The organism is Cupriavidus sp. 01T418, from assembly GCF_056398885.1.
Genome location: NZ_JBFTQG010000009.1, coordinates 131,934 through 149,998, shown reverse-complemented (window position 1 = coordinate 149,998; position 18,065 = coordinate 131,934). Strand labels below are relative to the sequence as shown.

Here is an 18,065-nt window from a genome sequence, read left to right as displayed (position 1 = left end):
CTCCCGGAATGCCTGCCTGGCCATCCCGCTCAAGCCGCCAGCGCCATCCTTTCGCGTTGCTTGATCAGGCCAAGCACAGCGTCCACCATCGGCGTGGGCTGCTGCACCAGCTGCCCCATTTCCTGCACCACGGTCAGCAGGGGATCGATCTCCATGGCGCGCCCTGCTTCCAGGTCCTGCAGCATGGAAGTCTTGTGCGCGCCGACCGCTCCGGCGCCATCGATGCGCCGTTCCACATCCACGCGAAAATGCACGCCGAAGCGCTCGGCGATCGCCTGCGCTTCCAGCATCATCGCGCGCGATAGCCCACGGGTGGCGGGATCGGAGGTGATGATATCCAGCGTGGCATGCGTGAGCGCGCTGATCGGGTTGAAGCAGAGATTGCCCCACAGCTTGAGCCAGATTTCGTCGCGGATATTGTCGCGGATGGGCGCGTCCAGGCCGGCCGCCACCATCATTTCGCTGAGGTGGCTGACGCGGGCCGACTTGCTGCCGTCGGGTTCTCCGAGTGGGAATTTCTTGCCGTAGACATGGCGGATCACACCGGGCTCGGCAATCTCGGCGGCGGGATAGAGCACGCAGCCGATCGCGCGCTCCGGCCCCAGGCCGCGCCACTGCCGCCCGCCCGGGTCCACGCTTTCCAGCGTGGTACCGGCAAGCGGACCACCGTGCTGGTGGAAATACCAGTAGGGAATGCCGTTGACGCCGGTCACCACCGCCGTCCTTGGCCCAAGCAAGGGCTGCATCAGGTCCACCACGCCGGGGACAGAATGCGCCTTCAAGGTGATGAAGACGTAATCCTGCGGCCCCAGTTGGGCAGGGTCGTCGGTGCAGTTGACGCTGGCTACCCGCTCCTCGCCTTCGCTCAGCAGGCGCAGGCCGTTGGCCTTCATTGCGGCGAGATGGGGGCCGCGCGCGACCAGGCTGACTTCGGCGCCCGCCAGGGCAAGCTGCACGCCGATATAGCCGCCGATGGCGCCGGCACCATAGATACACACTTTCATCAGTCGTCTCCCGGTGGGTTTTATGGATAGATATATCACATACTATATTCCAGCGAGGCGGAGTACAACCTGAATCTGCGCGTGACCGGGCGTGAGGCGCAAATGGGGGCTGCCCACATGCGCACGCCCACACTGGCGCAGCATGGCGTCTCGCAATTCACACGCCAGAAATGCCAGTTGCAACACTTTCCTTTATCCTTTTCAGAACTTTCTATCCCCCGCTGCGTCTTTTGATGTTCTGCCCACTCCGGCGTCATGCGCCAAGGAACACCTGCCCTCGATGATGAATCGCCGCACCCTGCTTGTTTCCGCGACTGCTTCCGCCGCGCTGGCGGCCCTCGGCATTACGCCATCCGTGCTCGCTGCCGGCAGGATCAAACTGGGCGATGCCCGTCCCTTCAGCTTCGACACCCTGATAGAACGCGCCCGCACCCTGGCCGGCCAGGCTTACACGCCACCCGCCTCGCCACCGGCTGACGTCCTCGCCAAGATCGACTACGAAGCGCACGGCAAGATCCACTTCAAGACCGAAGACGCACTGTTCGCGGACGGGCCCGGCCAATTCCCGGTGACCTTTTTCCACCTGGGCACCTTCTTCCGCCAGCCGGTGCGCATGCACGTGATCGACATCACCAAGGGCGCGCCGGCCGAGCGCGAGATCGTGTACGACGAGTCGTATTTCGACATGCCGGCCGATAGCCCGGCACGCAAGCTGCCGCGGGGCAGCGGCTTTGCCGGTTTCCGCTTCCAGGAGAGCCGCCTGGGCGACCAGAAGAAACTGGACTGGAAGAAGAACGACTGGGTGGCCTTCCTCGGCGCATCCTATTTCCGCGCCATCGGCGAGCTCTACCAGTACGGCCTGTCCGCGCGCGGCATTGCCATCGACGTGGCCGAGGCCGGCAAGCCGGAGGAGTTTCCGAACTTCACGCATTTCTATTTCGAGACGCCCGCGGGCAACGGCGATGCCGTCACGGTCTACGCCCTGCTCGATGGGCCCAGCGTGGCTGGCGCATACCGCTTCGTCATGCAGCGTGGCAAGGGCGTGCTGATGGATATCGACTGCGCGCTGTTCCTGCGCAAGGATATTGCGCGCCTGGGCCTGGCGCCGCTGACCTCGATGTGCTGGTTCACGGAAGCCATCAAGGGCACTGCCGTGGACTGGCGCCCGGAGGTGCACGATTCCGACGGCCTGGCGATCTGGAACGGGGCCGGCGAGCGTATCTGGCGCCCGCTCAACAACCCGCCGCGCACCATGGTCTCCAGCTTTAGCGACGACAATCCACGCGGCTTCGGCTTGCTGCAGCGTGATCGCAACTTCGATCACTACCAGGACGGCGTGCACTATGAACGGCGGCCCAGCCTGTGGGTCGAGCCGCGCGATGGCTGGGGCGCGGGTGTGGTGCAACTGATCGAGATTCCGACCAACGACGAGATTCACGACAACATTGTCGCGATGTGGGTGCCAAAGGCGCCGGCCAAGGCCGGCAGCAACTTCCGCCTGCGCTACCGGCTGCAGTGGCTGGCCGACGAGCCCTATCCCAGCCCGCTGGCGCGATGCGTCGCTACCCGCCTGGGCAACGGAGGGCAACCCGGGCAGCCCCGTCCACCAGGCGTGCGCAAGTTCATGGTGGAGTTCAAGGGGGCGCCGCTGGAAAAACTGCCGTACGGGACCAAACCCGAAGCGGTACTGGCCAGCTCGCGCGGCAGCATCTCCTACGTATTCACGGAAGCGGTGCCCAATGGCGTGGCCGGGCACTGGCGTGCCCAGTTCGACCTGACCGCCGACGGCAAGGAGCCGGTCGAACTGCGCCTGTTCCTCCGCCTGGATGGCAAGCCGCTGTCGGAGACCTGGCTCTACCAGTACCACCCCTTCAACTCGCCGGCGGGTTATGGCGCGTGAGGGTTGGCGCGCCCGGGTGGCCGCCGCCCCTGACGGGCTGTTGACCGACATACCGCCGGCGTGATGTTGCCGGGCGTGGAGCAGGTATCATCACGGCAATCAGGCAGGCGGATGTCCGCCCACTCCGGCGGCCACGCATTGCAACATCACGACGACAACACGCAACGACCACGGCTTCGCCTGTCTCCCATGACTTCCGCAGATCTCGCCGGCGCCGCCGGCACCGGACCCGACGACTCCCTGCCCCGAGCCGAGCGGGCCTACCAGCACCTGCGCAACGCCATCCAGGCGGGGCAACTTCCCTCCGGTACGCGCCTGCGCGAAGTGGAACTGGCGGCATCGCTGGGCCTGTCGCGCACGCCGGTGCGCGAAGCGCTATCGCGCCTGGAATCCGAAGGCCTGGTAGTGAACGAGCCCAACCGCGGCATGATGGTGACCCGGCTCGACGCCAGCATGGTCAGCGAGCTGTATGTCATGCGCGAGGTGCTGGAGGGCACCGCCGCCGCGCTGGCCGCGCGCCACGCGACCGACGTGGAAATCTCGCTGCTGCGCGATATCGTCCAGCGCGACCTCGCCATCGCCGACCAGCCCGACAAGCTCGCCGCCAACAACCGGCTCTTCCACGAAACCCTGCACCGTTGCGCGCATAACCGCTACCTGCTCAAGACGCTGCGCTCCCTGCACGAGTCGATGGCACTGCTGGGCCGCACCACGCTGGCGCTGCCGGGACGCGCCCGGGTCTCCTACGAGGAGCACATCGCCCTGGTGGAAGCGCTTGAGCAACGCGATCCCGCGCTGGCCGAACAGATCACGCGCCGGCATATCCAGCAGGCCTACAAAGCGCGCCTGTCGATGTGGATCGAAGAGCAGTCCGAGTCCTGAGGCGCCGGGGTTCGGCACTGAAATAAAAAAAACCGGCCAATAAGCGTCACGCTCGACTGGAGCGACGGGTTGGCCGGTCTTGCCGCGTGGAAGCTTCCACGCCGGTTTCACGTTGTGCCTGCCCTCGCTTGCTACGCGCGCTGAGGCGCGGCGCGAGCGGCAGATATACAGCCGTCAAACCAAAACTACATACATCAACAACAAACAATGATTAACTACAGCGCGCTACAGCAGTAATCTGCTCTTGACTCTCGAAGCTTGATTCGGTGCTCTGGTGATTTGGCAATCAGCCGTTCGCGTAGGCGATCTTTGCCTTGCGAGCCTGGTTTTGCAGGCGGCCAAGCACGTGCTGCACGGCGGCGATGGCGTTCTTCATGTCATCGATGAAGGCAGGGCTGCGGGGAGCCAGCTCACGCTCGATCAGTTCGCGTTCGAGTTGGTCGGTCATCTTGAGGTCGGTCTGGGTGTTCATGGCTTTCTTCCTTTCAGGGATAACCCTCATCGGGTTTTCCCTAGTATAGCAAAAGAAATGACGCAACGCAGCATTAGGTGATAGTGCGTATGCGCGTAAGCCACAGTGGACGAAGAAGCCAGGTTATTGCGCTTATTTCGCCACTTACCACACCTTTGTTACAAATAGATAACTTTAAATGATAAGGCGCGCCAGAAAAACCTGCCGCTCCTGCCCTCACGCCTTTGCCAGGATCTCCCGAATTGCGCTCTCGAAGGCTTCCACCGGCTGCCCGCCGCTGACCAGGTATTGGTCATTGAAGATGATGGATGGCACGGAACGGATGCCCATGTCCTGGTACTGCTTTTCCATATCGCGGACTTCGGTCCCGTACGCGTCACCGGACAACACCGCACGTGCCTTCTCGGGATCAAGACCGGCTGCAGTTGCCGCCTCGACCAGGACCTCGTGATTGCTGGAATCCTTGCCCTCGGTGAAGTACGCGTGGAACAGCGCCTTCTTCAGCGGCAACTGATGTCCTTCCAGTCCCGCCCAATGCAACAGGCGATGCGCGTCGAACGTGTTGTAGACGCGCGTACGCGGGCCGAATTCGAATCCGACGTCCACGCCGCGCTGCTTGATCATGGCCTGGCTTTGTGCGATTTCGGCTTCCGTGCGGCCGTACTTGCGCGCCATGTATTCCTGGATTGCTTCGCCTTGCTGCCCAATCCCCGGATTGAGTTCAAACGGGCGCAGGGTGATATCGGCCGAGACTTCGTCTGCGAGCCGTGCCAGCGCCTGTTGCAGTGCACTCAGGCCAATGGCGCACCACGGACACGCCACGTCGGAGACAAAATCGATTTTCAGTTGCTTCATGGTGCGCTTTCCCGATACACAGTTCATCACGACGCATCAGAGTAGCCGCAATCGCCAATGCGTGCAGCGCACATCCCCGGGAGCGTTGGCGCATTGAACCCAATTGGCCTTATCGATATGTGTCCGGCCCATGCTTCGCCGCCCGGCAAGGCTCGATGGAACGGGTCTTGCGTGCGCAGTTTCGCCATCCTCCGCCGATGACCGGAACGAAACGTGAAAGCTTTCCCGCAAAGAGCCCACTCCTCAATCGCCGCGCTGCGCGGTAATATATCTGTCACAGGTCATCGGCGCGCGATGAACCAGATCAAACAAGGAATGAAGCGCACTATGGAAGAAGGCTCGGCTGCGCCACTAGAGATCGTCCCTTCCCTACCACTCGTTTCGAGTGATGTTCGCGGCGCCCCGTCGGATTTCCTTGCCGGCGTGAGCACCAATAACGGTACCAGTGAACAGCAGCTTTTGCTGAACCGTGAAGCGAGCCAGTTGGAGTTCAACCGGCGCGTGCTCGCGCAGGCGGAGAATCGCGACGTCCCGTTATTGGAGCGCCTGCGCTTCCTTTGCATCTTCAGCAGCAACCTCGACGAGTTTTTTGAGATCCGCGTCGCCGGCCTCAAGGAGCAGATCAAGCTGCAGGCACCCGCTGTCGGCCCGGACGGGCTGGACACCCGGCAAGTCTATGCACTGGTCAGCGCGCGCGCGCGCAAGATGGTCGCGGAACAGTACCGCCTGTTCAACGAGGTGCTCGTCCCCGAGCTGGACCGGGAGGGAATCCGCTTCCTGCGGCGGCCGCACTGGACGCAGGAACAGGCGGAGTGGATCCGGGCCTATTTTTTCCGCGAGCTGATGCCGATGCTGACCCCGATCGGCCTGGACCCGGCGCATCCCTTCCCCCGCGTGCTCAACAAGAGCCTGAACTTCGCGGTGGAACTGGATGGCAGGGACGCGTTCGGCCGGCAAGCCGGCGCGGCTATCGTCCAGGCGCCGCGGGCACTTCCGCGCGTGATCCTGTTGCCCGAGGAGATTTCCGGCTGCAAGCACGGCTTTGTGTTCCTGTCGTCCATTCTGCATGCCCACGTCGGCGAGCTGTTTCCCGGCATGCGCGTGCGCGGCTGCTACCAGTTCCGGGTCACCCGCAACAGCGAGCTGTTCGTCGACGAGGAAGAAATCAAGAACCTGCGCGCTGCGCTGCAGGGCGAGTTGCCGCAGCGGCATTATGGCGATGCGGTACGGCTTGAAGTCGCGGACAACTGCTCCGACGAGATGACCAGGTTCCTGCAGAACCAGTTCGGGCTGGAGGAGCCCGAGGTGTTTTCCGTGAATGGCCCGGTCAACCTGGTGCGGCTGWTGTCGGTGCCTGACTGCGTGGAACGCGAGGACTTGAAGTATCCCCCATGCCGGCCCGGCTTGCCGAAGTCGCTGCAAGGCCAGCCGGACATGTTCCGCGCCATCCGCGACGGCGATATCCTGCTGCACCATCCGTACCAGTCGTTTGCCCCCGTGGTGGACTTTATACGCCAAGCCGCGGAAGACCCCGACGTGATGGCCATCAAGCAGACCGTGTACCGCGCCGGCAGCGACTCGGCGCTGCTGCAGGCGCTGATCGGCGCCGCGCGCCGGGGCAAGGAAGTCAGCGTGGTGGTGGAGCTGCTGGCCCGCTTCGACGAGGAAGCCAATATCAACTGGGCGGCCCAACTCGAAGACGCCGGCGCCCACGTGGTGTACGGCGTGGTTGGCTACAAGGCGCATGCCAAGATGGCCATGGTGGTGCGGCGCGAAGGGAAGAAGCTCAGGCGCTACGCGCATTTGTCCTCTGGCAACTATCACTGCCAGACCGCCAGGAATTTTACGGATTTCGGCTTGTTCACTTGCAAGGAAGCCGTCGTCGAGGATGTGGCGAACGTCTTCTCCCAGCTGACCGGACTGGGCCATCCAGGCACGCTCACCCACTTCTGGCAAGCGCCGTTCACCATGCACACGGCATTGCTCGACGCCATCCGCCGCGAAGGCAGGCACGCCAAGGCTGGCCGCAAGGGGCTGATCATCGCCAAGATGAACGCCCTGATGGACCCGGCGATCATCCAGGCTCTCTACCAGGCATCCTGCGACGGTGCGCGGATCGAACTGATCGTACGCGGCGGCTGTGCGCTGCGCCCCGGCATGCCGGGCCTGTCGGAGAATATCCGGGTGCGCTCGGTGCTCGGCCAGTTCCTCGAGCATGCGCGGATCTTCTACTTCTACAACGACAAGGCCGAAGACGTGCGGCTGTCCAGTGCAGACTGGATGGAACGCGACTTCTTCCGGCGCATCGAAGTGTGCTTCCCCGTGCTGGACAAATCGCTCAAGAAGCGTGTGATCGAGGAAGGCCTGAAGATCTACCTGAAGGACAACCGCGACACCTGGGAAATGGACTCGGACGGCAATTACCGGCGCCGCCGTGGCCGCCATACGGTCTCCGCCCAGAGCGCGCTGATCGCGGCGCTGGCATGATGCCGGCGATGCTTGCCAGGCGTTGGCAAGCATCGCCACGGGTCTCCAGTCAATGGCCGGCGCTCTGGCCACCGTCGACGTGCAGGATCTCGCCTGTGACGAAGGGGGCGGAATCGAGGTACAGCACCGCGTCGACAATATCGCGCATCTCGCCCATATGGCCCACTGGATGCAGCGCGCCCAGTGCCTCGTGGGTTTCCGGCGCGTGCATCGGCGACTTGATGATGCCGGGCGCGACCGCGTTGGCGCGGATACCGGTCTTGGCGTACTCGATGGCAAGCGATTTGGTCGCCGCATTCAGGCCGCCCTTGGTCAGCGAGGTCAGCACCGACGGCACCCCGCTGATCGCATGGTCGACCAGGCTGGTCGTGATGCTGACCACGTGGCCGCTGCGGTTCTTCTCCATTTCGGCGATGGCCAACTGCGTAATGTGGAAGAAACCTGTCAGGTTGATGCCCGTTACGGCCGCATAGTCCTCGTCGGTATAGCTGGTGAACGGCTTGGCGATGAAGATGCCGGCGTTGTTGACCAGCGTATCGACACGGCCGAACTTTGCCACGGCTTCGGCGATGACGCGGCGGGCCGTGGCTGGATCGGCGATGTCGCCGGCGACTGCCAGGATGCCCGGGTCGTCAGACGGCTTGATGCTGCGCGCCGTCGCCACCACGTGGTGACCGCGCTCGCGGAACGCCTTGACCAGTTCAGCGCCAATGCCTTGCGATGCGCCCGTGATGACTACGACTTTCTGCGATGCACTCATTTTGAACCTCGATGTAGTTGGAATCGGCTTGCTTGCCGATCGGGCGGGTGGCTCCGATGGGTTCCAATCTAGGCGATTCACTTTGGCCTTCACAGACCTCGACAGAACAAACACTTATGCGCGGCAAGTACAAATAGAGCGCCGACCTCTGCTGGCGGGAACAGCGAGAGTCGCCTGTCGGTCAAGGCCACAGACGCCGCCATGCACCATTCGCGAGCAGAACCATAGGCCGCGCCGATCAATGCATCCACGGCCTTCTCATATCGGCAAAATTCTGCACCCGGCGATCAGTCGCGATGGATGCAGCGTGCGCGAACGCGTGCGTCGCAGACTTGTTCCGCCATGTATCAATTCAAGTTCTCCCGGGCGGCTTTATCGGGGCGGACGGCGCTCCTATAGTTCGATCCAAGGCTGGCCGCGGCAACACAGCTAATGCCGCAGGCGCCTCAATCCGACCGCGAATTCAGGAGAACAGAGATGTCCGACAAGACGATTGCGACCAACGGCGCCACTAGCGGGACCCCGGCCGGGAAGCTGGAACTGCCCGCGCCGCCGCAACCACTTGGGCGCTACACAGCCGTCAGCCGCGCCGGCGATTTGCTGTTCATTTCCGGTCAACTCCCGCTGCGCGATGGCAAGGTGGTCTGGAAAGGCGAACTCGGCAAGGACCTGACGATCGAGGAAGGCAAGCAGGCCGCCGAACTGGCCGCGCTGAACGTGCTGGCCCAGATCGATAAATACCTGGGCGGCGGATTCGAGCGCCTGGACCATATCGTCCGGCTGGACGGCTACATCACCAGCGCAGCCGGATTTGTGGACCAGCCGGCAGTGCTCGACGGCGCGTCGAACTTGTTCGCCGACGTGCTCGGCGAAAAAGCCGGCCACGCACGCGCGGCATTCGCGCAATCCCGGCAGCCTGGCAATGCCGCGGTGATCCTGGTCGTTATCGCTCAAATCAAGAGCGAGTGATCGCGCTGCCTGACCTTCCGGGGAAAGACGCATGAAATCTGTTGCCCAACAAATTGGCGTGGGCCTGGCCCTGGCGGCCAACCTCGGTGCCGGCACGGGATGCATCCGGAGGATCGGATCTACACCGTGATCGGCCGCGAATCGGAATGGCCAAGAACTTCGCCCGCCGTGCATGTCGCCCAAGGCTCTGTCCAGTTACCGCTTCAGCAGAGGCGTGACGACCTGCTCCAGCCGCTCGGCAGTCCAGGCCGGACTGGCGTCATCCCAGCCGTTATCGGCGAGCATCCCCGCGCGGTCGATGGTGAAGTTCACTGGAAGACGCCAGACCCGGCCGTAGCCGCCCGCGTAGGCACCACCCAGCAGCCCTACCGGAAAGGCGAGGCTCGCAGCCATCTTGCGCACGTCGGCGAGCGAGTCCGGCGTGTCCAGGCTGAACCCGAGCACGGTCAGCCCTTCGCCGGCGTGAGCCGCCGCATAGGCCGACAAGACAGGAAGCTCCGTGTGGCACGGGCCGCACCACGTCGCCCAGAACGTGAGCACGACTACCTGGCCTTGCAGGCTCCGCGTATCGATGCTGCGCCCGTCGAGCGTGCGCAGCACCAGCGGTGGCGCAGGCCGCCCCACCGCCAGGCTCTCCGCCCTCGCCGATGTATGCCAGCCAGCAAGAGAAGGTCCGCAGGCAAGAGCGGCAGCCTTCCGGATCCAGTCGCGACGAGACGAGAGGTCAGAACGCATAGGACACCCCCAAGTTGCCGGTCCAGCGCGGGAAGAGTTGATACCCCTGAAGATTGCTATAGATTGACTTCTGCAGAAAGGCGTACATGCGCACGTGCTCGCTCACGGCGACGGTGACCCCGGGGCTCAGGTAGAGCACGCTACCTCCTGTACTGATGGTATCGGCAAGTGCGCCCTGGTCTGAGCTCTTGTGAGTGAAATTGAACTGTAGTTGGGGCACCACCTTCGGGTTGGCTACGTAGCGCAGGCCGGTGCTCACGGTCAGGAGATTGCCGGGACGATAGTCCGCATTGAAGTCGTGCAGCCGTTGCATCACCGCCGCCTGGAATTGGCCATTGATGAAGGCGTCGAAATTCTGGCTGACCGGCTGGTAATAGTACGCGCCAAGAATCAGGTCGGTGCTGCCGGTACCGGGCTGCAGGCTGGCATCGAGCGCCTGGCCCGCAGCCGCATTCGGGCCTGACGAGAAGAACACCGGGCTGCGCCCCACGGTGGCGCCGGTGGCGACATTCTGGCCTCCGTAGGCGCCCGTGGGCAGCTTCACGCCCAGTTGCACGCCCAGGTTTCGGGTGGGCAGGAAACCCTGGTAGGTGCCGATGAGCTTGATATCGCCCAGGCCACTGGCGGCCACACCACTCACGTTGTCCGGCGTGAGCTGGTCGGAGGTCGCGTTGCCGTACGTGGTGTGGCTGCGGTCGATGATGGGAACGATCGTGCTGAAGCTCCAGCTACTATTCGGGCTGTAGCTCAGGCCCAGGTTGTAGTAACGGTTGATTGTCTGCTTTTCCACCTCCTGGTTGCCGCCAGCGTCGTTGATGGCGGCAGCCTGCGTGGCGGGGACGGATCCTGTCCCATGGCGCAGTTGGTTCTGGTTGATGAAGCTGTAGTCGAAGCTGATGCGCCAGCCCGGCATTGTGGAGTAGCCCATGGCGGCATCGGCGCTGAGTGAGCAGCCGCAGGTGGCGCAGGCGAACGCAAACGAGGGAAGCAGCAAGGCGGCACCTGCGGTGCCGGCGCGAAGGATCGGATTCATGGTGTTCAGGGCAATACGGGGGCGGACCGGTGGTCCGCCCGTGGCATGGGCGCGCGCCCGTGGAGCGCGCGGGCGATCAAGCGAAGCCGATCATGCCAAGGGCGGCGCTCGGGCCGTCGCGCGAAGAATGCCGGGAGGCCGATAGGCATCCGGCTGTAACACCGGCCGCACAAGGCCAAGCTGTCTCAGGTGAGGCTGAAAGACAAACGGCACGTGCGGTATTGCAACGGTGCTGCCGAGGTCCGCGCAGACCAGGCAGCAGAGGGAATCGTCGAGGCTTTGGTGGCTGCCGGGGACATCCTGGCTTGTTGACGTCTGATCGTCCGCCGAGACGACACGTATGCCGCTTGCACTGCAGATCGAGTGATCTATCATTCCCCCGGCCGCTTGCCCGTGGGCCATCGGCGGCCATGGCGAGTGCAACGCCATGCCCAGCAGCGCGAGCCAGAAAATGAGCCGATGGGTGAAGGACATGTTGCGCCGTGAAAATGGGTGGCTGATTATAGTGGCGAGCCGTCGCCTGAAAGGACTCTTTGGGCTTGATTCAGTTGGAACGGGATGTGACATCGAGTCGCACTCACTACCACTGGATCGGCCTTTGCGCCGACTGTCATCGCAGATGGCCCCCTGTCCTCGCATAACGTCAGCTTATGCCTCATTGCCCTGCGCACTGTACGTTACGCCACGTTCTTCCGAGAAACCAGCACGACGTCGTCTGTCGTCGGTCGGTATTGGCCGAGCGGGGTGGTAAGTTGTACTAACCCTTTGCCGACAGAGTCCACCGCGTCACTGGAAAAACTCGCGTAGAGACGGTGCTTGATAGATCAAGGTGAAGAGTACGACGAACAACAATCCGAAGGTATCGCTGCAACCCAAATCTCTTCGTGAGGGTCAGTCCGGCATGTCATCGGCATGCGACCGATGGCCGGCAGGCATCCGGCTGACATGGCAATCTGGCTGAGGAGTTCTGCCACGCAGTTGATTGCCACGACGATGAGGCATCCTTCCAACAACGCTCTGCGCAAAGATCGCAGCAGTGGGCAGCGTGTTCCCCGTTGAATCCGTGTAGTGGTCAAGTTATTTCGGACAGGCAGATAGAATCCGGTTGCTGTGGGCCGTGCGTTCCTGCCTGAGTCGCCCGAGCTCGCGGTGCAAGCGCCGCTCATCTTCCTGCTGTGGTGTCGGCACCCGCGCGACTGCCCACACGCGTCGCTCGCCAGCGTGGTAACGCATCAACATGGAGAGCAGCTTGTCGCCGTCGAGCCGGTCGGTCTTCGTGCGTCGCGCGCGGCGGTTGACTTCAATACTGGACGAGTCGACCACCAGGTTTTGGATACCTTGCTCCGTGAGCCATCGGTGCAGCCAGAAGCCATCGCGGCCGGCTTCGTAGCAACTGCGCACTGGGGCTTGCGGCGCCAGGCCACAGCGTGCTTTGGCCTTGGCGATCACTTGCAGGACTGAATTCAGGTCGCCAGCCACCAGCGTATGCCGGCTCGGTCCATGCACGCCGTCGACTTCACGCTCGATCTCGGCACCCAAGCCAGCAGGCAGTTGCGAGCCATGGGCGTCCCACCAGTGCTTCCAGGATCGGTCCCCGATATGGGCAACCCGGAAGTTGTGCAATACCAGCAGCGAATGAGTCTTTCAGGAAATTGTAGGCGTCCACCACCGTAACCATGGTGTCCAGGCGAGCGACATCCGACAAGCTCTGCCCGTCCTCGTCCGTGAAGGTAAAGGTTTCCGCCACGGGTAGTGGCTCGGAAATCCCCGTCGATTCAATCACCAACTGATCGAACTTTCCTTCCTTGGCCGGACGGTTCACTTCGAGCAACAGGTCTTCGCGCAATGTGCAGCAGATGCACCCATTGCTCATTTCCACCAGTTTCTCGTCGGTTCGAGACAGCTCCGCGCCACCATCGCGCACCAGTGCTGCGTCGATGTTGACTTCCGACATGTCGTTGACGATGACGGCCACACGGCGGCCTTCTCCGTTGTTCAAGATGTGGTTGAGCAGCGTTGTCTTGCCGGCGCCAAGGAAGCCGGACAGAACGGTGACGGGAAGAAGGGGTTGTTTTATTCATCTGTTCGCGCGGGAAACATCGGCCTTCAGGCCGATGAGGGATAGCGCGCGACGCGTAGCGTCGCCCCTGTGCCCGCTCTCCTTGGCGATGGCGCGCGAGACACTTGGCATAGGCGGCGAAACCGCCTGCCGGGTAGAGTTGTGCCCTTTTGATTTCCGGCCTCTGCGGCCACTCCCAGAGCGCTAGCCAAGGCCGGAACTGCAGGAATTAGCACGCGATGGCGCCACGCCGGGCCGGCCAAAGCCCTGAGGCTCAATAACCGAGCTTTGTCATGGCTTTGCAATATCTTCCGTTCTCTGAAGCGCCCCCTACCAGCGCGAATTCTGTCACTAGTCGCACTAATGGTGTCACCCGACAAATCTCGTCCTTGAAAAACCCGGATTACTGTATATATTTACAGTTACTGTATGGATAGACAGTGTTTACGGGAGCCCATCATGGAACATCTGGTCCGGGTACAGAACGAATACGACAGGCAGGTCCTGGCCTGGCTGCGCGCTCGCGTCGGCGATGCGGTGGTGCAAGCGGCGGCGCAGCGGCTGGCGGGAGAGCGCAAGCCTTACCTTTCCACAATCTGCCGCAGCCTGAATATCACGCCGCCGAGCCGCCGCACTTTGCACGCCCAGTCGAACCGCGCCAGCCGGGAAGTCGGGGATCGCTACCTTGCCTCGATCCGGCAACTGCTGGCGCGGCCGGCACCGGCGCAGTCCCACGCCCCGCAATACCAGCAGCCGCATTAGTGAAGCCCCTCAATGCCGGTGTTGAGCGCGCTCGGCCAGCACCTGCCTGGCCGCCAGCGCCGCGTTGATAGCCCGCGGAAATCCCGCATAGGCCGCGAGATGGATAATGGCCTCCACCATTTGCACCTGCGTGCCGCCCACGTTCAGCAAGCCGTGCATATGCACCTTGAGCTGCGGCGTGGCCGAACCGATCGCCGTCAGTGCGGCCACGGTAACCAGTTCCCGCGAAACCAGGTCGAGCCCTGGGCGGGCATAGATGTCGCCAAAGGCGAACTCGACGATAAAGCGGCCGAGGTCCGGCGCGATGTCCCGGAGCGAATCGAGCACGCGCTCCCCCACCTCCCCGTCGATCTCGCGCAGACAGGCAAGCCCCGCGTCGAAGCGAGACCCGGCCGGCGCCGGCGCGGGATTGCCCGTGTTCGCGGCGACGCCCTCCTTCGCAAAGACTTCCCGGGCAACGGCACTGCCGTTGAGCGCCACCGGAAATCCGGCGTACACGACCAGATGATGCATCAGCTCAACCAGTTCGTCCGGTGTGCAGCCCGCATGCAGCGCACCTGCCAGATGAAATCTGAGTTGCGGCTCAAGCCCGCCCATGGCCGCGAGCGCCGCCACGGTAATGAGTTGCCGCTGCCGCAACGCCAGCCCAGGGCGTGGGTAGATCTCGCCGTAGACGAAGCCGATCGCCATGGTGGCGAGGTCAGGCGCGATATCGCGCAATGCCTCAAGGATGGAGGGCTCGGCGGTCTGTTCGAGGGCGGCCAGCTGGGCGCGGCCAAGCGTCACGGTCTGCGTGTTCATGGGACTTCCTTTTCCGGTTTGTGCCTGGAATCTCCTGATTCGTCAGGACAGTGAGGCAAGCTTAGCGAGCGCGTTGGCGCGCCGCCAATGCCTTCGGCGTGATACCTTTGGCGTATCACAAGGACATCCCATGCAAACCCGGCTGGAACTCTGGCAGTTAACCTACTTCGTGGCCGTTGCGGACGAACTGAGCTTTCGCCGCGCGGCGGAACGCCTGTCGATCACGCAGCCGCCACTGACGCGGCAGATCCAGGCGCTGGAGGAAACCATCGGCGCGCGCCTGTTCGAGCGGGATCGCAATGGCGTGGCATTGACACCAGCGGGCAGCCGCCTGCTGCCCGAGGCACGCGAACTGCTGGCCAGTGCCGATGCCTTGCTCGCCCGTGCCCGGCAGCGCGCCACGCGCAACAACGGGCTGCGGCTGGGCATCACCACCGTGCTCGATGCCGCCCTGTTCACCTGGCTCGCGCCGGCGTTGGAGGCACAGGCACCGGAGGTCCGGCTGATGCAGAAGCGCCAGATCTCGCAGCAATCGATCGCCGACCTGCGCCGCGGCGCGCTCGACGCGGCACTGATCGGCCTGCCGTGCGCCACCGGCGAACTCGTGGTGGAACGCCTGTTCGATGACCCGCTGGTGTTAGCGTTGCCGGCCACGCACAGGCTGGCGAGGCGCAAGCGCATCTCATTGCTGGAACTCGGGTCCGATCCGTTGTTCTGGGGCCAGCGGCGGCTGAATCCTGCCTACTTCGACCACTACGAGGCCGTCTTCCGCGCGCTGGGCCATGCACCGCCGCGCGTGCCGGAGCCGGCGGACCATCACGTGCTGCTGGGCCTGATCGCCGATGGCCAGGGCGTGGCGCTGGTGCCGTCCTCGCTGCAGGCGATGGCGCGTACGGGCGTCGTCTACAAGAGACTCAAGGAACACGCGGACCTGCAGGTCGGCGTAGCCGTGGCCTATGCCGCCGGCAATCCGGCTCCCGCGCTGCCGGTGCTCCTCGAAACCCTGCGCGCCCGCTATCGCCCGGCCCCGCGCCGCTGAGCGCCAGAGGCTGGCCGCCCGCCCTCTCCCTCTTTCCCTGCCCGCCTACCCTGCTGGCGTCAGGGTTTCCTTGACTTATCCATCCCTATCAATGACAGTTAATCAAGATACGTTCTCTTATTAAGAACGATATTGACCAAGCGATTGACCAAAGCCAAAGCAAAGGACTGCCGTGGATCTGGCCGAACTAGAGATTTTCCGGGCCGTCGCGCTGGAGGAAAGCGTGACCAAGGCCGCCAAGGCCCTGGACCGCGTGCAGTCGAACGTGACCACGCGCGTCAAGCAGCTTGAGGAGGAACTCGGCGTCGCCCTGTTCCTGCGCGACAGCAAGCGCATGACGCTGACGCCCGAGGGCCAGCGCTTCCTGGGTTATACCGAGCGGCTGCTGGCGCTGGCCGAAGAGGCCCGGCAATCGATGCACGGCGCTGTACCGTCCGGCACGCTGCGCGTGGGCTCGATGGAAAGCTCGGCCGCCAGCCGCTTGCCCCGTGCGCTGGCGCGCTACCACGGCAAGTGGCCGGATGTGCGGATCGAGATCCAGACCGGCACCACGCAAGCCCTGGTCGATGCCTTGCTGGCGCACCGCATCGATTGCGCCGTGGTGGCCCATCCGTCCGAGGGCGCGCCGGATACGCTCGACATGGACGAACTCGGCCCCGGCCTGGAAGGCACCTTCCTGTTCTCCGAAGAACTCCTGCTGGTGCTGCCACCCAGCCATCCGCCGGTGCGCACGCCGCAGGACATCGCGCTGCGCAACCTGGCCACGTTCGCGCGCGGCTGCACCTATCGCATGTGCGCGGAGGACTGGCTTGCCAGCGGCGATGGCCCGCGGCGGGCGCTGAATGTGCTGGAACTGGCCTCGTACCACGCCATGCTGGCCTGCGTGACGGCGGGATCGGCGATGGCGATCCTGCCAAGGTCGCTGCTGGCACTGCATCCGGATGCGGCGAGCCTGCAAACAGTGCCGGTGCGGACAGCGCACACCTGCCTGGTACGGCGCTCCGGATTCACGACTTCGGCTTACGCGGCCTTCTTGCAGGAGTTGCAGCATGGCTAAGACCCAATCCGTCTCCGCAAGCGGGAACGCCGCCCTGCGCCACGCAATGGCGCCCTGGATGCCATCGCTGGCCGCCGCGCTGGTGCTCGCGGTGGGCATGGGCTTCGGGCGTTTCGCTTTCACCGGCCTGTATCCGCTGATGGTACGCGACGGCTTGCTGAGCATCAGCGCCGGATCGCTGGCGGCATCCGCCAACTATGCGGGCTACCTGGTGGGCGCCCTCGCCGTCACCCGCATGCCAGAGCGCGCGGCGTCACGCCTGTGCCGCATCGCCTTGCTCGGCACGGCCCTGTGCCTGCTGGCGCTGGCACTGCCCGCCGGCCCCTGGTTCTTTATCGCGGTACGCTTCCTGGCCGGCGTTCTCAGCGCCATCGCGCTGATCTGCGCCGCCGTCTGGCTGTTCCACGTGGTCGGCCATCCGCATGGCGCGCCGCTGTTGTTCTCTGGTGTCGGCGTTGGCATCCTGCTATCCGCGGAACTGATCGCCGCCGGCAACCTGGCGGGCTGGCATAGCCCCTTGCTGTGGATTGCGATTGGCGGCGGTGCTGCCGTACTGGCCCTGCTGGCATGGCCGCTTCTTGGCAGCCAGCGCCCGACGGCGGTGCCCGATGCCGCCAGGGCCGGCGCTGCCGAAACCAACGCCAACGGCCCCGGGCCCTGGCCGCTCGTGATCAGCTACGGCCTGGCGGGATTCGGCTATATCGTCACCGCCACCTACCTGCCGCTGTTCGTGCGCGATGCGCTGGGCCACATCGATCCGATCCACATCTGGGCCGCCTTCGGCCTTGGCGCGGCCCCTTCCTGTTTTCTCTGGCACGCGCTGCATGAACGCCTTGGCACGCGGCGCGCGCTCGCGCTCAACCTGCTGGTGCAGGCAGTGGGCGTGATCCTGCCCGCGCTCAGCCATGCCGCGCCGGCCTACCTGGCCAGCGCGTTGCTGGTGGGCGGCACCTTCGTGGGCACGGTGACCATCGCGATGCCGGCGGCAAAGCGCGTGGCCCATCGCGTCAACTTCAACCTGCTGGCGATCATGACCGCTGCCTATGGCGTGGGCCAGATCGCCGGCCCGCTGGTGTCCGATGCGTTGATGGCGCGCAGCCACAGCTTCAGCGGACCTCTTGCCACTGCCGCAGTCGCATTGCTGGCCTCGGCCGCCGCATGTTTCCTGTGAAGGCCATCGCCTGCGGAGCCGCCGTTCACCGCGCCAGCCGTAGGCTTGGCGCAGGCCGCACGGATCCACTCTCTCGAAG

16 protein-coding genes and 2 pseudogenes are annotated in these 18,065 nt (G+C 64.0%); 8 read left to right on the top strand and 10 right to left on the bottom strand.

Features of this window, described 5'->3' with window-relative positions:
• Nucleotides 1–29 precede the first annotated feature (29 nt).
• Nucleotides 30–1,004, bottom strand: a complete 975-nt coding sequence (locus tag AC1DQ3_RS13045; RefSeq protein ID WP_477120605.1) for a 2-dehydropantoate 2-reductase — start codon at nt 1,002–1,004, stop codon at nt 30–32.
• A 280-nt stretch (nt 1,005–1,284) separates the two neighbouring features.
• On the opposite strand from AC1DQ3_RS13045, the gene AC1DQ3_RS13040 reads away from it, so the two are divergent.
• Both AC1DQ3_RS13040 and AC1DQ3_RS13035 read left to right on the top strand, forming a co-directional pair.
• Nucleotides 1,285–2,904, top strand: a complete 1,620-nt coding sequence (locus tag AC1DQ3_RS13040; RefSeq protein WP_477120604.1) for an OpgD/OpgG family glucan biosynthesis protein — start codon at nt 1,285–1,287, stop codon at nt 2,902–2,904.
• A gap of 189 nt (nt 2,905–3,093) precedes the next feature.
• On the top strand, nt 3,094–3,786 hold the full coding sequence (locus tag AC1DQ3_RS13035; RefSeq protein ID WP_477120603.1) for a GntR family transcriptional regulator: 693 nt from the start codon (nt 3,094–3,096) through the stop codon (nt 3,784–3,786).
• A 286-nt stretch (nt 3,787–4,072) separates the two neighbouring features.
• Here AC1DQ3_RS13035 and AC1DQ3_RS13030 read toward each other — a convergent pair whose 3' ends face one another.
• Both AC1DQ3_RS13030 and AC1DQ3_RS13025 read right to left on the bottom strand, forming a co-directional pair.
• On the bottom strand, nt 4,073–4,258 hold the full coding sequence (locus tag AC1DQ3_RS13030) for a hypothetical protein (protein WP_477120602.1): 186 nt from the start codon (nt 4,256–4,258) through the stop codon (nt 4,073–4,075).
• Nucleotides 4,259–4,474: 216 nt separating this feature from the next.
• Nucleotides 4,475–5,113 carry a DsbA family oxidoreductase gene (locus tag AC1DQ3_RS13025; protein WP_477120601.1) on the bottom strand — a complete coding sequence of 213 codons (639 nt, stop codon included), beginning with the start codon at nt 5,111–5,113 and terminating at the stop codon, nt 4,475–4,477.
• A 327-nt stretch (nt 5,114–5,440) separates the two neighbouring features.
• Here AC1DQ3_RS13025 and ppk1 point away from each other — a divergent pair, with 327 nt between their 5' ends.
• Nucleotides 5,441–7,600 carry a polyphosphate kinase 1 gene (gene ppk1, locus AC1DQ3_RS13020; protein WP_477120614.1) on the top strand — a complete coding sequence of 720 codons (2,160 nt, stop codon included), beginning with the start codon at nt 5,441–5,443 and terminating at the stop codon, nt 7,598–7,600.
• A 49-nt stretch (nt 7,601–7,649) separates the two neighbouring features.
• On the opposite strand, the gene AC1DQ3_RS13015 is transcribed toward ppk1, so the two are convergent.
• Nucleotides 7,650–8,360: an SDR family NAD(P)-dependent oxidoreductase gene (locus AC1DQ3_RS13015; protein ID WP_477120600.1), complete on the bottom strand. Its 711-nt coding sequence runs from the start codon at nt 8,358–8,360 to the stop codon at nt 7,650–7,652.
• Nucleotides 8,361–8,837: 477 nt separating this feature from the next.
• On the opposite strand from AC1DQ3_RS13015, the gene AC1DQ3_RS13010 reads away from it, so the two are divergent.
• Complete coding sequence (locus AC1DQ3_RS13010) at nt 8,838–9,329, top strand: RidA family protein (protein WP_477120599.1); 492 nt, start codon at nt 8,838–8,840, stop codon at nt 9,327–9,329.
• 195 nt (nt 9,330–9,524) lie between these two features.
• Here AC1DQ3_RS13010 and AC1DQ3_RS13005 read toward each other — a convergent pair whose 3' ends face one another.
• From AC1DQ3_RS13005 to AC1DQ3_RS12985, 5 genes and pseudogenes are all read right to left on the bottom strand, one after another.
• A complete protein-coding gene (locus AC1DQ3_RS13005) occupies nt 9,525–10,064 on the bottom strand; it encodes a TlpA family protein disulfide reductase (RefSeq protein ID WP_477120598.1) in 540 nt (179 codons plus the stop codon).
• The gene (locus AC1DQ3_RS13000; protein WP_477120597.1) at nt 10,054–11,097 is read right to left on the bottom strand and encodes a transporter; all 1,044 of its coding nucleotides are present in this window, start codon (nt 11,095–11,097) and stop codon (nt 10,054–10,056) included. The genes AC1DQ3_RS13005 and AC1DQ3_RS13000 overlap by 11 nt, the downstream gene beginning before the upstream one ends.
• Nucleotides 11,098–11,187: 90 nt before the next feature.
• Nucleotides 11,188–11,571, bottom strand: a complete 384-nt coding sequence (locus AC1DQ3_RS12995; protein WP_477120596.1) for a DUF2946 family protein — start codon at nt 11,569–11,571, stop codon at nt 11,188–11,190.
• A gap of 618 nt (nt 11,572–12,189) precedes the next feature.
• Nucleotides 12,190–12,729 (bottom strand): annotated as a pseudogene (locus AC1DQ3_RS12990) (hypothetical protein); the annotation flags it as partial.
• 7 nt (nt 12,730–12,736) lie between these two features.
• Nucleotides 12,737–13,174 (bottom strand): annotated as a pseudogene (locus AC1DQ3_RS12985) (GTP-binding protein); the annotation flags it as partial.
• 441 nt (nt 13,175–13,615) lie between these two features.
• Here AC1DQ3_RS12985 and AC1DQ3_RS12980 point away from each other — a divergent pair.
• Nucleotides 13,616–13,918: a CppA family protein gene (locus AC1DQ3_RS12980; RefSeq protein WP_477120595.1), complete on the top strand. Its 303-nt coding sequence runs from the start codon at nt 13,616–13,618 to the stop codon at nt 13,916–13,918.
• Nucleotides 13,919–13,927: 9 nt separating this feature from the next.
• On the opposite strand, the gene AC1DQ3_RS12975 is transcribed toward AC1DQ3_RS12980, so the two are convergent.
• A complete protein-coding gene (locus AC1DQ3_RS12975; RefSeq protein ID WP_477120594.1) occupies nt 13,928–14,719 on the bottom strand; it encodes a carboxymuconolactone decarboxylase family protein in 792 nt (263 codons plus the stop codon).
• A gap of 130 nt (nt 14,720–14,849) precedes the next feature.
• Between AC1DQ3_RS12975 and AC1DQ3_RS12970 the strand changes: the two genes are divergently transcribed.
• The 3 genes from AC1DQ3_RS12970 (at nt 14,850) to AC1DQ3_RS12960 (ending at nt 17,986) form a co-directional block, all read left to right on the top strand.
• A complete protein-coding gene (locus AC1DQ3_RS12970; RefSeq protein WP_477120593.1) occupies nt 14,850–15,758 on the top strand; it encodes a LysR family transcriptional regulator in 909 nt (302 codons plus the stop codon).
• A 172-nt stretch (nt 15,759–15,930) separates the two neighbouring features.
• Complete coding sequence (locus tag AC1DQ3_RS12965; RefSeq protein WP_477120592.1) at nt 15,931–16,815, top strand: LysR family transcriptional regulator; 885 nt, start codon at nt 15,931–15,933, stop codon at nt 16,813–16,815.
• Nucleotides 16,808–17,986: a YbfB/YjiJ family MFS transporter gene (locus tag AC1DQ3_RS12960; RefSeq protein WP_477120591.1), complete on the top strand. Its 1,179-nt coding sequence runs from the start codon at nt 16,808–16,810 to the stop codon at nt 17,984–17,986. The genes AC1DQ3_RS12965 and AC1DQ3_RS12960 overlap by 8 nt, the downstream gene beginning before the upstream one ends.
• Nucleotides 17,987–18,065: the final 79 nt, after the last annotated feature.